The following is a 15,542-nucleotide window of genomic DNA, read 5'->3' as shown; positions in this document are numbered from 1 at the left end:
TATAAAAACTAATAAAGAAAGGATGAGAATGAAAGTTGGAGATATTGTTATAGTTACAAATCTTGGTGAAATGAAAGTTTATAAAGCAAGTCCAAGGGATTTAGAGGCTGAAGCTGGTTTGAAGCCAGAAAATATTAAACTTGATTTAATAAATTCTATAGATTATGTTGAATCTCACTGGAGACTGCAAGATGTTGTTACTGATGAGGCTGGAAGATTTAAAGCTGATGTAGGTAAAATGGGTGGAAATATAGGTGAAAGACATGAACTTGAAAAAAAACTTGAAGAGGATGTAATCAAAGCTATAGCAGAAGATATTGCAAAAATCGTTGAAGAAAATAATCCAGAAAAATATTTTTTAGCAGCTCCACAAAATATTTTTAAAAGAGTTTGGGAAAATGTAGAATCTTTAAGCTCAAAATATCCTACTGTAAAAGATAAGCTTTTTAGATATATTGAAGAGGATTTAACAAAAACAGATAAAAACAGATTGCCAGAAATTTTTAAAGAAAAAGGGAAACATTTTTAGTTTTTGGTTAGATTTAGTTAAGTAGAGTAAGAAGTTATTAGTCATTAAGTCATTGGTCATTAGTCATTGGTAAGATAAATCTGATGACTAATGACAATAATCACTAATTATGATTTACGAATCACGAGAAGAAAGAAACTAATGTCTAATATATCAACATACAAGGGTATTAGTGGAGATTTTAGATATCTTTAAAAAAATTACTTCTATTCCTCACTGCTCTAAAAATACTAAAAAATTACAAAATTTTATAGAAGATTTTGCTAAAAAATACAAATTTAATGTGGAAGTCGATAAATCAGGCAATATTTTATGTTATAAAGAAAAAAGAAAAATCTGCCTACAATCTCATTATGATATGGTTTGTGTTGGGAAAGCTCCCGATATTGAAATAATAAAGAAAGATGATTTTTTGATGGCAAAAGATTCTTCATTGGGGGCAGATAATGGCATAGGTGTTGCATTGATGCTTCATTTAATAAGTAAAAATATTAAAGCAGAATATCTATTTACAAATGATGAAGAGATTGGTCTAATTGGCGCAAAAAACTTAGAACTTTCTATAAAATCAAAATATATGGTAAATCTTGATAGTGAAGAGCTTGGTTCAATCTTTATAGGTTGTGCTGGTGGAGTTGATATATTTGCATCTAAAAAAAGTGATTTAGAAAAGATAAAATTTTATCAATTTTACAAAATTGAAACGATAAATTTTCCAGGGGGGCATTCTGGAGTTGATATTGATAAAGATATTCCAAATGCAATAAAAGAGCTTTCAAAATATTTATCAAATTTAAGAGATTTTCAGCTTATTTTGTTAAAAGGTGGAGAGAGAATCAACTCTATTCCATCAAAAGCATATGCAATTATAGCTACAAATGAAAATTTAAAAAATTGTGAAAATTTTATAATATCTAAAATTGATAAATTATATGAATTAGGTATAAAAAATGCAGATAAATATATAAATTTTATCGCAGGTTTTGCCCATGGAGTTAGAGGATGCGATTTTGATTTAAAGATTCCAAAAACCAGTATAAATCTGGCAATTGCAGATATTAATATTAAAGAAATTAAAATATCTTTTTCTGCAAGAAGTATGAAAAATGAATTGTTAAATGAAATAGAGAATGAAACTAAAAATTTATTAAACTCTTTTGGTTTTGATGTAATATCTAAAGGAAAATATCCTGCTTGGAATCCTCAAATAAAAAATCTTGCAAAAATTGTAAAAAATATTTATGAAAAATATATCAATAATGTAAAATATAAAGCTATTCATGCTGGGTTAGAGAGTGCAATAATTGGTGAAAAATTTCCAAATCTTGAAATTGTATCAATTGGGCCAAATATTTATAATCCCCACTCTACTAGAGAGAGGGTTGAGATAAAATCTATTGAAATCTTTCAAGAAGTTGTAGAAGAGTTGGTTAACTCTTTTTAATCTCTTTTTTATCTTTACTATCACATAAATCATATAAAAAACATTCTTCACATTTTGGATTTTTAGCCTTGCATATATATCTTCCAAATAAAACCAGAGCTTGATGAATATCATTTAAATCAGTTTTAAAAGCTTCAACAAGATCTTTTTCTGTTCCTTCTCTTGTTTTCGCATCACTTAGTTTTAGTCTGTGAGCAACTCTAAAAACATGTGTATCAACTGCCATAAGATTTTTTTTGAAATACTCTATCATTATAACATGAGCAGTTTTTCTACCAACACCTGGAAGTTTTACTAACTCTTTTTCATCTTCAGGAATTTTTCCGTTATACTTTTCCATAACCATTTTTGCCATAGCTACTAGATTTTTTGCTTTATTGTTATAAAAGGAGCATGTTTTGATAAGCTCTCTTACATCATCAACATTTGCTTTTGCGAGAGTTTTTATATCGGGATATTTTTTAAAAAGGGCGGGAGTTATTTGATTTACTCTTTTATCTGTACATTGTGCTGATAAAATTACATCAACTAATAGTTCATAAAGGTTATGATATATAAGTTCAGTATGAGCAGCAGGATAATGCTTTAATAGTCTCTTTCTTATCTCTTCTATCTCTTTTTTATTTCTTAGAACCATTTTAAATCCTTTTATTTTGTAGAGGTATTCTCAACATTTATATATGATATAATTTTACCTAAATTTTATCTTTAGGAGAATGAATGGCAGGACACAATAAATGGTCAAAAGTTAAACATATTAAAGCAAAAGAGGATGCTAAAAAAGGAAAAATTTTTACAAAAGCAGTTAAAGATATTATGACAGCAGTCCGTGACGGAGGTCCAAATCCTGAAACAAATGCCGCTTTAAGACTAGCGATTGAGAGAGCAAAAGCTGTTTCTATGCCACAGGACAATATAAAAAGAGCAATTGATAAAGCAAGCGGAAATCTTCCGGGTGTAAAATATGAAGAGATTACTTATGAAGGATATGGACCTGGTGGAGTTGCTATTATGGTTGAATGTTTGACAGATAATAAAAATAGAACGGTTGCTGAAGTTAGACACGCATTTAATAAAATGGGCGGAAGTTTAGGAACTAGCGGAAGTGTTGCTTGGATGTTTGATAAAAAAGGTGTTATTTCAGTTGAGAGAAGCGACAAAGATGATGAGATTATGGAAGCAGCACTTGAAGCTGGAGCAAGCGATATACTTGAATTTGATGAAGTCTTAGTTATAGAAACTGAGCCTGCAGATTTTAATAATGTATTGCAAGCTATTGAAAAAACGGGAGCAAAAATTTTAGAAAGTAGTGTGGGCTTAGTTGCAAACAATGAAACAGATGTAAGTGATGAAACTGCTGAAAAAGTTGAAAAATTAATAGATATGCTTGAAGAAAATGATGATGTGCAAAATGTTTATCATAATATGAAGTAAATTTAGCTATAATCGATACTTAACAAAATTTATTTAAAGGATTGGTATGAAAAATGTCTTAGTAAAGGGTTTAGTTGCATTATCTTTGACTGCAACATTGATGATGGGTGCTGAAATTTTAGCAACAGTAAATGGTAAACAGATAACAAAAGCAGATGTTAACTCTATTTTAAAATCTGCTGGAATTACTTTTGATCAATTAAGACCAGATTTAAAGAAAAAAGTTGTAGAACAAGCAATTGAAAGAGAGCTTTTAAAAGAGTATGCTATAAAAAGCGGCATAGAAAAAGATCCAGAGTATAAAAAGGCTCTCGAAAAAATTAAAAAAGATCTTGCTATGGAAATATGGATGAAAAAGCAGTTTGATTCCATAAAAGTCACAGATAAAGAAGCTGAAGATTTTTATAAGAAAAATATCACAAAATTTAAAAAACCAGAAACTGTCCACGCAAGACATATCTTAGTAAAAAGTGAAGAGGAAGCGAAAAAAATAATTCAAGAGTTAGAAAAAACTCCAAAAGATAAATTGAAAGAGAAATTTATCGAACTTGCTAAAACAAAATCTGTTGGGCCAAGTGGAAAAAATGGTGGAGATTTAGGATATTTTGGTCCTAAACAGATGGTAAAACCTTTTAGCGAAGCAGCTTTTAAATTAAACGTTGGAGAATTTACAAAAACTCCTGTTAGAACACAATTTGGATATCATATAATTTATGTTGAAGATAAAAAACCTTCTTCTACTATTCCTTTTGCTGATATCAAAGATAAAATTAAACAGCAAATAAAAATGCAAAAATTTCAAGAAATTGTTTCTAAAAAAGCTCAAGAACTTAAAAAAAGTGCAGAAATTAAGACAAATATATAATCAGGAGCTAAAATGGGTGTTATGAGCTTTTTAAAGCCTGGCGTAGTTTGGGGTGATGATCTTTTAAAGCTTTATGAATATGCAAAAGAGCACTCTTTTGCACTGCCTGCAATAAATGTTGTAGGAACAGATTCAATAAATGCAGTTATGGAAGCAGCACGTGAGGCTAATTCTCCTATAATTATTCAACTTAGCAATGGTGGTGCTCATTTTTGGGCTGGAAAAGGATTGAGTAATGATGGACAAAAAGCAGCAATTTTAGGGGCAATTAGCGCAGCAAAACATGTACATATTTTAGCTGAGCACTATGGAGTTTCAGTGGTACTACATACAGATCATGCAGCAAGAAAGCTTCTCCCTTGGATTGATGGACTTTTAGCTGCAGGAGAAGAGTATTATAAAACACATGGTAAACCTCTTTTTAGCTCACATATGCTTGATTTGAGTGAAGAGCCTCTTGAAGATAATATTTCAACTTGCGAAGAGTATCTAAAAAGAATGGCACCACTTGGAATGAGTTTAGAAATTGAACTTGGTGTTACTGGTGGTGAAGAGGATGGTGTGGATAATACAGGAATAGAAAACTCAAGATTATATACACAACCAAGTGAAGTAGCTGAAGCTTATGAGAGACTTAGCAAAATCAGTCCATATTTTACAATAGCAGCATCTTTTGGAAATGTTCATGGAGTTTATAAACCTGGACATGTAAAATTGGAGCCGATTATTTTGAAAAATTCTCAAGAATACATAAAAGAGAAATTTAATATAGAAAAAGATAAGCCTGTAAGTTTTGTATTTCATGGTGGTAGTGGAAGTGAATTATCTAAAATTCATGAAGCAATAGATTATGGTGTTGTAAAAATGAATATTGATACAGATACTCAATGGGCGTTTTGGGAAGGTGTTAAAAATTATATAGAAAAATATAGAGACTATCTTCAATCGCAAATAGGAAATCCTGAAGGTGAAGATAAGCCTAATAAAAAATATTATGATCCAAGAAAATGGCTAAGAGAAGGTGAAATATCTATGAAGCAAAGAGTACTAAAAGCTTATGAAGATCTTCGTAGTTTAAATGTTAACTAATCAAAAGGCAAGGATGCCTTTTGATTTTGAATAACTCTCCTATACAAAAACTCTCATTTAAAAACTACAATTTTTATATAAAAAGAGATGATTTAATCGATGTAGATTTTAGTGGAAATAAAGCAAGAAAATTTTATTTTTTTCTAAAAAAAAGTTTTCCTAAAGTAAAAAAAGTTATATCTTATGGTTCAATGCAATCCAATGCTATGTATTCACTTTCAGTTTTAGCAAAAATGAAAAAGTGGGAGTTTGAATATTATACAAGGATAAATGAAAAACTTTTAGAAAATCCCTCTGGAAACTTAAAGGCAGCTCTTGAGAATGGGATGAAAATTTTAGACATTAGACATTGGATATTGGACATTGGGAATAAGAATCTATTAAGTGAGTGTAAAATAAAAGATGATACTTTAATAATTCCAGAAGGGGGAAGATGTAAAGAAGCAGAGTTTGGAATTGCTTTACTGGCAGAAGAGATTATTGAATGGGCAAATGAAAAAAATATAAAAAAATTAAATATATTTTTACCATCTGGAACTGGCACAACTGCACTTTTTTTGCAAAAAAATCTATTCCAATTTCAAATTCCTAATTCCCAATTACAAGTTTTTACAGTCCCTTGCGTAGGAGACAAAGAGTATCTCAAAAAGCAATTCTTTGCTCTTGAAAAAAATGAAAAATTTCATCCTGTTATAATTGAGCCTCCAAGAAAATATAAATTTGGCAAACTTTATAAAGAGTTATATGAGATTTGGTTAGAGTTAAAAGAAAAAACAGGTATTGAATTTGATCTTTTGTATGATCCAACAGGTTTTATCACTCTTATGAACTCATCACTAATTACTAAAAATTCTCCACTTTTATATATTCATCAGGGTGGATTAAAAGGAAATGAAACAATGATAGAAAGATACAAGTCAAAGTTTGGTAAAATCATAAAATAAAAAAGAGAGGCTATTATGAAGATATTATATTCAACAGATAAAAATTTTAAAGAAGAGTTTGAAACTATACTAAAAAGAGCTGAAGTAGATATTGAAAATGTGACTCCTATTGTGATGCAAATAATTAAAGAGATTAAAAATGAAGGCAATAGTGCACTTTTTAGACATATTGCAAAATTTGATAGATGGGAGCCAAAAAATAGTAAAGATTTAATGATAGATCCAAATCTTATGAAAAAAGCTTATGAAAATCTAGATAGTAAATTAAAAGCGGCTTTGCATCTAGCATATGATAGAATTAAATCATATCATGAAAAACAGCTTCCTAAATCGTGGATAGATTTTGAAGAAAATGGCACAATTCTAGGACAAAAAGTAACTCCTGTTGATAGAGCAGGACTTTATATCCCTGGAGGAAAAGCTGCATATCCAAGTAGTTTACTTATGAATGCAATACCAGCAATTGTTGCTGGTGTAAAAGATATTGTAGTAACAACTCCAACTCCAGATAATGAGCCAAATGAACTTCTTTTAGCGGCATGTTATCTTTGTAATATCCAAAAAGTTTATAAAGTGGGTGGAGCAAGTGCAATTGCTGCTATGGCTTATGGGACTGAGACTATTCCTAAAGTTGATGTAATTACTGGTCCTGGAAATATTTTTGTTGCAACCGCTAAAAAGTTTGTTTTTGGTGAAGTAAATATAGATATGGTAGCTGGGCCAAGTGAGATAGGAATATTAGCAGATGAGAGCGCAAATGCCAAATATGTAGCAATTGATCTTTTAAGTCAAGCTGAACATGATGAGATGGCTAGTTCTATATTAATAACAACTTCAAAAGAGTTAGCTAATAAGGTATCTTATGAGGTAGATGGATTTTTAAAAGTTTTAAAAAGAAAAGAGATAGTGCAAAAATCTATAGATGAAAGGGGAGCAATAATTGTTGCAGAGTGCATGAAAGAAGCTATTGATTTAATGAACCAAATTGCACCAGAACATCTTGAAATTATGACGAAAAATCCTTTTGAGCAACTTCCAAAAATAAAACATGCTGGAGCAATATTTTTAGGAGAAAATACACCTGAACCAATTGGAGACTATATTGCAGGACCAAATCATACCCTTCCTACTGGAAATAGTGCAAGATTTTTTAGTCCATTAAATGTTGAACATTTCATGAAAAAAAGTTCAATTATTTCTTTTTCTTGTCAGGCTATTCACGATATTGGAGAGGCTGCAGCACTTCTTGCTCATACTGAAGGATTAGAAGCTCATGCAAAATCTGTTGAGATAAGATTGGAGAATAAAAAATAGTTTTGTTACCTAACTGTTACCAAAAAGTTTTATTATTTTTATTAGATTTATAAAAGTTCATAATAAAAAGGAGTAAATTTGGAACTCAAATACATTCCAGAGGTCAAAAGAGCCAAAAAGTTTGATATAAGGGATGCTGCAAGGATTGCTATTGCATTTGTTTTTATACTTGGAGTAATGTGGTATGTTTCTGTATATGCAAGTGGGATAGAAAATAAAACATTGTTAATTGTAGCTGCTATATTTGGCGGCTATATGGCAATGAATATTGGTGCAAATGATGTTGCAAATAATGTTGGTCCTGCAGTTGGAAGTGGAGCTTTGACAATGATGGGAGCAATAATAGTTGCTGCAATTTTTGAAGCAGCTGGAGCTTTGATAGCAGGAGCAGATGTTGTTGGTACAATTAGAAAAGGAATTATTGATCCAAATTTAATAGCAAATACTAGGGTATTTATTTGGATAATGCTTGCTGCATTGCTTGCTGGAGCTATTTGGTTAAATCTTGCTACCGCTATGGGTGCTCCAGTTTCAACTACCCACTCAATTGTTGGTGGGGTAATGGGCGCTGGAATTGCAGCAGCTGGTTTTGGAATGGTTAATTGGCCTACAATGGGGAAAATTGCAGCTTCTTGGGTTATATCACCTGTCCTTGGCGGATTAATTGCTGCTCTATTTTTATATATCATAAAGAAAAATGTTATTTTTCAAGAGAAAAAAATTGAAGCTGCTAAAAAATGGGTTCCAATCTATATATCTATAATGAGTTGGGCTTTTGCAAGCTATTTGATTGTAAAAGGTTTAAAGCATATTGTAAAAGTTCCTCTTCCTTTAGCTATTATTATAGGATTTGGTATAGCAGTTTTGATTTTCTTTTTTGTAAAACCTTTGATAGCTAAAAAAGCACAATCTTTAGCAAATGAAAGAGAATCTATAAATATATTATTTACTATTCCATTAATTTTTAGTGCAGCTTTACTTAGTTTTGCTCACGGTGCAAATGACGTAGCAAATGCTGTTGGGCCACTAGCTGGAATTAGTGATGCTATAATGAGTGGAGAATTTGCAAAAAAAGCTCCTATTCCTTTTTGGGTTATGCTTGTTGGAGCTCTTGGTATCTCAATTGGTCTTGCACTATATGGTCCAAAGCTTATTAGAAAAGTTGGTAGCGAGATAACTGAACTTGATCAAATAAGAGCTTTTTGTATAGCTCTTGCAGCTGCAATTACTGTTATAGTTGCTTCAGCTTTAGGACTTCCAGTTAGTTCAACCCATATTGCTGTTGGTGGTGTATTTGGAGTAGGATTTTTAAGAGAATATCTTTTAAGACTTGAAGAGAAAGAGAAAAAAACTGAAGAGGAGCTTGTAGAGGAGTTTAAAGAGGCTCATCTTGAAAAAGAGATGGAAAAACTACAGGAGTATGAAAGAGCATTGGAATCTTTAGGAGATCTTAAAAAAGCAGATCCTTTTGTTGTAAAAGCTTTAATAGAAAAAATAAATAGAGAAAAAGAGGTTATAGCAAAACTAGAGCATGGAGAGATCAAGCTTACAAAAATAGAGAAAAAAGCTTTAAAAGCAGTTAAAAAATATGAACTTGTTAAAAGAAGTGCTTTAAAAATGATAGTTGCTGCATGGCTCATCACCGTTCCTGCTGCGGCAATTTTAGCAGCTATGATATATTTTATGATAAGGGGGATACTACTTCCTTGATATATGATTTTGAAAACAAAATAAAAAACACTCTTTTTTTTAATCTACCAAAGAATAGTAGAGAATTTTTAAAAAATAAAGCCTATGAATATAGGCTAACTTTTAATGAATTAAAACAGCTTATAGAAATTGCAATAGATTTAAATATGTGGGATGAGGGGGACTTAAAAGATTTATGGATTGATGGAGATAAAAAGAAGATATTAAAAGAGATAAAAGAAAAATATGAAATAATTAGATCAAAACTAAAAAGCTATAAAAATTTTGAAATAGATAAGGAAAAAACTCATAAAATTAAATTCCAAAATATTGATAAAAAGCTCGGGTTTGGTATGTGTCCAGTGGCATCTCCCAAGACTAGATGCTGCAATCTTTGGACACTTGATATGGTTGAATCTTGTGGATTTGATTGTAGCTACTGCTCAATTCAAAGTTTTTATAACGAAGATACAATAACTTTCAATACAAACTTAAAAGAAAAACTACTAAGTTTAAAACTTGATAAAGATGAGATTTATCATATAGGAACTGGTCAAAGCAGCGATAGTTTAATGTGGGGAAATAGAGGGGGTGTATTAGAGGCACTGATTGAGTTTGCCAAAAAAAATCCAAATGTTATATTGGAGCTTAAAACAAAAAGTGATAATGTAAAATACTTATTAGAAAATGATTATCCACCAAATATTATAACTACATGGAGTTTAAATCCAGAGTCAATTATAGAAAAAGAAGAAAGACTCACTTCTTCACTTAATGATAGATTGGAAGCTGCAAAAAAAATCCATGATAAAAATAGACTTGTAGGATTTCATTTCCATCCAATGATATGGTATGAGAATTGGCAAAAAGAGTATGGTGAAATTTTTGATAGATTATTAAAAGATTTTGATCCAAATAGAATTGCTATGGTTAGCCTTGGAACTTTAACTTTTATAAAACCTGTGATAAAAAAACTTAGAAAAAGAGCTTTTAAATCAAAAATTTTACAGATGCCACTTGTTGATGCTGCAGGAAAACTCTCTTATCCTTTAGAGATAAAAGAAAAACTTTTTAAATTTGCATATGAATCTTTAAAACCTTGGCATAAAAAAGTATTTTTTTATATGTGCATGGAAGATCACTCTTTATGGAAGAAAGTTTTTGGATATGAGTATCCAACAAATGAGAGTTTTGAACTTGATATGAAATATAGCTATCTATCAAAAATAAAAAATCTTGGATAAAATATATTAAAATATTTTTGATTAAAAAAAATTATAAAATCTATATAAAAAACTTATAAGAAAAAATTTATTTATTTTAAAATACAATAAATTATCAAATATAAATAGGTTCTAATATGAAATATGAAAGTTTTAAAAATTTAACATTTTTATTTGTAGAAGATGAAGAATCTATAAGAGAAAATATTTATGAAATATTATCCCCTCTGTTTAAAAAAATATATTTAGCCAAAGATGGAAAAGAGGGGCTTGAGATTTATGAAAATCATCAAGAAATCGATCTTATAATTACAGATATTATGATGCCAAATTTAGATGGAATTTCAATGGTAGAAAAGATTCGAGAGATTAATAAAGAAATTCCAATAATTTATGTTACTGCTTTTAGCGAGTCAGATCTTCTTTTAAAAACGATAAAACAAAAAATTAGCGGCTATATTTTAAAACCAATCGATATAGAAGAGTTATTAGAAGCAATTTCAAGAGCCAATGAAGTTATAGAAGCTAAAAGACTAAGAGAAAAATTAAAAGATATTAATAGATTTTTAAAAAGAGAAATTGAGAAAAAAACAGAAGAGTTAAAAAGAATAGCTTTTTATGATAAGTTAACTGCTCTTCCAAATAGAAATTCTCTAATTAGAGATTTGAAAAATATAAAAGAACCAATTGTTTTGATTTTGGATATTGATAATTTTAAAACCATAAATGATATCTATGGCATAGAGAATGGGAATTATGTTTTAAAAGAATTTTCTCAATTTTTAAAAATTTTTGAAAAAAAATATGATGGAAAATTTTATCGCTCAGGTTCAGATGAGTTTGTATTTTTGCAAGATCAACTTTTTGATGAAAAAAAATTTAAAAAATTTGTTGAAGAGATTTTAGAGTATATATCCTCGCAAAAAATATATATAAAAAATTATGATTTAGACATATATTTAGATGTAACTATTGGTATTGGATATGGGAAAGATAATCCTTTAGAAAAAGCTGATATGGCTTTAAGTAAAGCTATAAAACATAACCAAAGATTTAATATATTTAAAGAGGATGATAAATTAAGAAAAGAGTATGAACATTATATGGATATTTTAAAAATAATTAAAATAGCTATAAAGAATAATAGAGTCATTCCATTTTTTCAATCAATAGTAGATAAAGATGGAAAAATCATATATTATGAAGCTTTAATGAGACTTGAAAATAGTGGTGATTATTTGATTCCTTCTCAGTTTTTAGAAATTTCAAAAAAGGCAAAATTGTATAATCAACTATCAAATATTATGATAGAAAAATCTATGCAAGTTGCTAAGGATTTAAATAAAGTTATAAGCATAAATCTCTCATATCAAGATTTAGATAATAAAAAAAATATTGAATTTATTCTAGAAAAATTAAATTATTATGATATAGGTAGGAATATAATTTTTGAGATAACGGAAAATGAGGCAATAAAAGATTTTAATAATATTTTGCTATTTATTAAAAAAATTAAAAAGATAAATGCTAAAGTTGCTATTGATGATTTTGGTAGCGGTTATTCCAATTTTGAATATCTATTAAAAATGAAGCCAGATATGATAAAAATTGATGGTTCTTTAATTCAAGAAATTGTATTAAATAAAGAAGCAGAATATATAGTTGAGACAATATCTCACTTTTCTAAACAGTTAAATACTCAAACTATAGCTGAATTTGTATCTTCAAAAGAGATTTTTGAAAAATTAAAAAAATTAAATATTGATAAATTTCAAGGATTTTATTTTGATAAACCTAAAAATTTTTTAAGTTGAGATGATTTGTAATGCTTAAGAAATATAATATAGCAAATCTATCTTTAAGATATAAGATTGCTTTAACTTTAATTGCTATCTTATCGATCCTTGCCTATTTAAATTTAACAAATCTTATAAAAAAACAGTCTAAATATGCCAAAATCATAAATATAAGTGGTAGACAAAGAATGTTGTCTCAACAAATTGCTCTTTTTGCTATATATTATAAAACCAAAAATTTAAAGCAGAAAATTGAGTTAATGGAAAAATCACATAATTATTTAATATCTTTAAAAAATATGCCAAAAAGTGTGGAAAAAATTTTTTTCAAAAAACCGGTTTTTTTAGATAAAAGGGTAAAAAAATATATCAAAGAAGCAAAAAATTTTTATAAAACAAGAAGTGGAAAAAGTTTATCATATATATTAAATCATTCTCAAGTTTTATTGAAAGATTTAGATAAAGTAGTATATGAATATCAAAAAGAGAGTGAAAGGCAAACTAGTGAGCTTGTACAAAAAGAGCAGTTTATTTTAATTTTAACTCTATTTACGTTATTGATTGAAGCCTTATTTATTTTTAGACCAGCTATAAAGAAAATAGAAGAATATATGAAAAAACTAATTAATGAGAAGATATTTGAAGAAGCTATAGTAAATTCTAGTCCAGTAGCAATAATTGCAGTTGATGATGAGATGAAGGTAAATGTTTTCAATAAAAATGCCGAGAAAATTTTTGGTTTTAAAAAAGAGGAAATGATAGATAATGAAGACACTTTAGAAAAAATAATTCCAGAAAATTATTATGAAGCTCATTTGAAGGGATTTAAAAATTTCATAAATAATGGTGTTTTAAAAAATAATAATGTACCATTAGAGTTTGAAGGTAAAAGAAAAAATGGAGAAATTTTTCCAATAAGAGTCTCTTTTGGAACAACAAATTTAAATAATAAAAAAATTGTTATAGCTAATATTGAAGATATTAAAAAAGAAAAAGAGAAAGATAAAATTTTACTTCAGCAATCAAGAATAGCTGCATTAGGAGAAATGATAGGCAATATTGCTCATCAATGGAGACAACCTTTAAATGCTATTAAAATTGTTGCAAGCGGTATAAAAATGAGAAAAAATGCTGGAATTTTAAAAATAGAGGATATTGAGAAAGATATAGAAAAAATTATTAACTATACAGATTATCTTTCACAAACTATTGACGATTTTAGAAATTTTTTTAAGCAGGAAAAAAGAAAAGAGGAGTTTAATGTTTTAGATATTGTTAAAAGAGCCCTTTCTTTAGTAGAAGCATCTTATAAACATAATAATATAAGAGCAATATTTGAATATGACAAAAAAATAAAATATTTTTATGTAGGATATCCAAATGAGCTTGCTCAAGTTTTTTTAAATATTTTAAATAATGCAAAAGATGTTTTAATTGAAAGAGAAATAAAAGAAAAAATTGTAAAAGTATCATTATTAAAAACTGAAGAAAGGCTAATTATAGAAATTTGTGATAATGGTGGAGGAGTTAAAGATAATGTTATTGTTAAAATTTTTGATCCATACTTTACAACAAAGCATAAAGCTCAAGGAACCGGAATGGGGCTATATATGAGCAAACAGATAATAGAAAAACATTTTAATGGTTTTTTAAATGTTACAAACAAGGAGTTTATAGTTGACAACGAAAAATTTTATGGTGCTTGTTTTAAAATAGAACTAATTTTACAAAAAGATTAAATTTTAAAAATTAACAAATTTGTTGTATTGGATTTTTAATGAAATGGTGGGAAGAGGAGATAAAATCTATAAAAAATGACAATATTAATGGGGCCTCTTTTTTAACAAAAAAGAGTATTGACATTATAAAAAATATGGTTTTAAAAAAAGAAAATATAGATGAGATTTATAAAGCACTGAATTTATTAGAAAAAGTTCAGCCCTATATGGCTTCTATATACAATTTTGCAAAATCCATTAAATCTAAAAATCATGAAAATATTTTTAGAGAGTGTGATAATTTTTTGTTAAAGATTCAAAATGAAGAAAAGGAGATAATAGATAAATCAATAGAAATTTTTAATGATAATAAAATTTTTATGACTCACTCTTTTAGTTCTCTTGTATATAAAGTTTTTTTAGAAGCTAAAAAAAGAGGAAAAAATTTTAAAGTAATCTGTACAAAATCTGAACCTAAAAATGAGGGGATAAAACTTGCTCAAAATCTTTGCGAAAATGGTATAGAAACTGAGCTTATTATTGATGCTGCTGCTTGCTATTTTATAGAAAAAATTGATTGCGTTTTATTAGGTGCTGATGGAGTTGGAGGTTTTGGTTTAATCCATAAAATAGGCACAATCCCTATTGCTTTAACAGCAAAAGAGAAAAATAAAAAGGTTTTTTCATTAGCTCCAAAATATAAATTTTGGCCTAATGATTTTGTCATTCCTCCGCAAGAGTTTAAAGATCCAAATGAGGTAGCAAAAAAGAGTTGCTATAAAATAAAAAATCTCTATTTTGATATTACTCCGTTAGAAAACATCCAATTTATAACCAATTAACATAAAATTAACTTATAATTGATACAATATTTGAAAATCTTATTTTAGGAGAGGATATGAAAAAAATAGTGCTATTTATTTTTGCTTTTTGTTTTACAATATATGCAAGAGAGGCAATTATCAAAGATATTATTAATGAAAATACAATAATAATAGAGCAAAATGGAATAGAAAAAAGAGCAAAATTGGCTGGAATTATATCTTTTTTGAAAGCAAATCAAAAAAACAGAGATGTTTCTTATAAAAAAAGAGAAAATCTACAATCAAAAGCGATAGATTTTTTAAAAGAAAATCTTAGAGTTGGTGAAAAAATAGATTTTATTAAGATAGATTATGAAAATGATAAATCTTTACATATATGGGCTTCTTATAAAGATGGAAGAGAGATAAATTATCAAATGATAAAAGATGGGTATGCTCTTTTGGATGCAAATGATCCATATCTTTTAGGCTCATTTTATATGAGATTATATAGGGCTCAAAAATATGCTAAAGATAAAAGATTTGGATTATGGAAAAATGAATTTAAAAATATGAAAAAATTAGCAGAAGTTAGAGATTTTTATGGCTCTTCTAATAAAAATGTTAAAAAAATAGATATTCTTGAATATTTTAAACAAAAAGCTATGAAAAAGTATTGAAAATCTGATTAAAA

Annotated in this window: 14 protein-coding genes; 13 read left to right on the top strand and 1 reads right to left on the bottom strand. The window is 28.2% G+C overall.

Annotated features, from left to right (window positions below; all coding sequences use genetic code 11):
• Positions 1–28 precede the first annotated feature (28 nt).
• Both QML81_RS00440 and QML81_RS00435 read left to right on the top strand, forming a co-directional pair.
• Positions 29–529, top strand: coding sequence for a host attachment protein (locus tag QML81_RS00440; RefSeq protein WP_281951223.1), 501 nt, complete (start codon positions 29–31; stop codon positions 527–529).
• A 172-nt stretch (positions 530–701) separates the two neighbouring features.
• The gene (locus QML81_RS00435) at positions 702–1,973 is read left to right on the top strand and encodes a M20/M25/M40 family metallo-hydrolase (protein ID WP_281951222.1); all 1,272 of its coding nucleotides are present in this window, start codon (positions 702–704) and stop codon (positions 1,971–1,973) included.
• On the opposite strand, the gene nth is transcribed toward QML81_RS00435, so the two are convergent.
• Positions 1,960–2,610, bottom strand: a complete 651-nt coding sequence (gene nth, locus QML81_RS00430) for an endonuclease III (RefSeq protein WP_281951221.1) — start codon at positions 2,608–2,610, stop codon at positions 1,960–1,962. The genes QML81_RS00435 and nth overlap by 14 nt on opposite strands.
• Positions 2,611–2,693: 83 nt before the next feature.
• Here nth and QML81_RS00425 point away from each other — a divergent pair, with 83 nt between their 5' ends.
• From QML81_RS00425 to QML81_RS00375, 11 genes are all read left to right on the top strand, one after another.
• A complete protein-coding gene (locus QML81_RS00425) occupies positions 2,694–3,407 on the top strand; it encodes a YebC/PmpR family DNA-binding transcriptional regulator (protein WP_281951220.1) in 714 nt (237 codons plus the stop codon).
• Between the two features lie 46 nt (positions 3,408–3,453).
• Complete coding sequence (locus QML81_RS00420; protein WP_281951219.1) at positions 3,454–4,272, top strand: peptidylprolyl isomerase; 819 nt, start codon at positions 3,454–3,456, stop codon at positions 4,270–4,272.
• A 12-nt stretch (positions 4,273–4,284) separates the two neighbouring features.
• Positions 4,285–5,361: a class II fructose-bisphosphate aldolase gene (gene fbaA, locus QML81_RS00415; RefSeq protein ID WP_281951218.1), complete on the top strand. Its 1,077-nt coding sequence runs from the start codon at positions 4,285–4,287 to the stop codon at positions 5,359–5,361.
• A gap of 20 nt (positions 5,362–5,381) precedes the next feature.
• Complete coding sequence (locus QML81_RS00410; RefSeq protein WP_281951217.1) at positions 5,382–6,305, top strand: 1-aminocyclopropane-1-carboxylate deaminase/D-cysteine desulfhydrase; 924 nt, start codon at positions 5,382–5,384, stop codon at positions 6,303–6,305.
• A 15-nt stretch (positions 6,306–6,320) separates the two neighbouring features.
• Positions 6,321–7,619 (top strand): histidinol dehydrogenase, encoded by a 1,299-nt coding sequence (gene hisD, locus QML81_RS00405; protein ID WP_281951216.1) that lies wholly within the window; start codon positions 6,321–6,323, stop codon positions 7,617–7,619.
• A gap of 78 nt (positions 7,620–7,697) precedes the next feature.
• Entirely contained in the window at positions 7,698–9,329 is a 1,632-nt protein-coding gene (locus QML81_RS00400) for an inorganic phosphate transporter (protein WP_281951215.1), read from the top strand.
• The gene (locus QML81_RS00395; RefSeq protein WP_281951214.1) at positions 9,326–10,552 is read left to right on the top strand and encodes an SPL family radical SAM protein; all 1,227 of its coding nucleotides are present in this window, start codon (positions 9,326–9,328) and stop codon (positions 10,550–10,552) included. Before QML81_RS00400 ends, QML81_RS00395 begins: the two co-directional genes overlap by 4 nt.
• 116 nt (positions 10,553–10,668) lie before the next feature.
• Positions 10,669–12,345 (top strand): GGDEF domain-containing response regulator, encoded by a 1,677-nt coding sequence (locus QML81_RS00390; protein WP_281951213.1) that lies wholly within the window; start codon positions 10,669–10,671, stop codon positions 12,343–12,345.
• Positions 12,346–12,356: 11 nt separating this feature from the next.
• Positions 12,357–14,066 carry a PAS domain S-box protein gene (locus QML81_RS00385; protein ID WP_281951212.1) on the top strand — a complete coding sequence of 570 codons (1,710 nt, stop codon included), beginning with the start codon at positions 12,357–12,359 and terminating at the stop codon, positions 14,064–14,066.
• Between the two features lie 38 nt (positions 14,067–14,104).
• Positions 14,105–14,887, top strand: a complete 783-nt coding sequence (locus QML81_RS00380; protein WP_281951211.1) for an eIF2B alpha/beta/delta subunit family protein — start codon at positions 14,105–14,107, stop codon at positions 14,885–14,887.
• A gap of 56 nt (positions 14,888–14,943) precedes the next feature.
• Positions 14,944–15,528 carry a thermonuclease family protein gene (locus tag QML81_RS00375; protein WP_281951210.1) on the top strand — a complete coding sequence of 195 codons (585 nt, stop codon included), beginning with the start codon at positions 14,944–14,946 and terminating at the stop codon, positions 15,526–15,528.
• The last annotated feature ends 14 nt before the right edge of the window (positions 15,529–15,542 follow it).

Origin of the sequence: Nitrosophilus kaiyonis (assembly GCF_027943725.1) — a bacterium.
GTDB lineage: Bacteria > Campylobacterota > Campylobacteria > Campylobacterales > Nitratiruptoraceae > Nitrosophilus_A > Nitrosophilus_A kaiyonis.
Note: the sequence above shows the minus strand (reverse complement) of the source record. Positions and strands in the feature narration are given on the sequence as shown.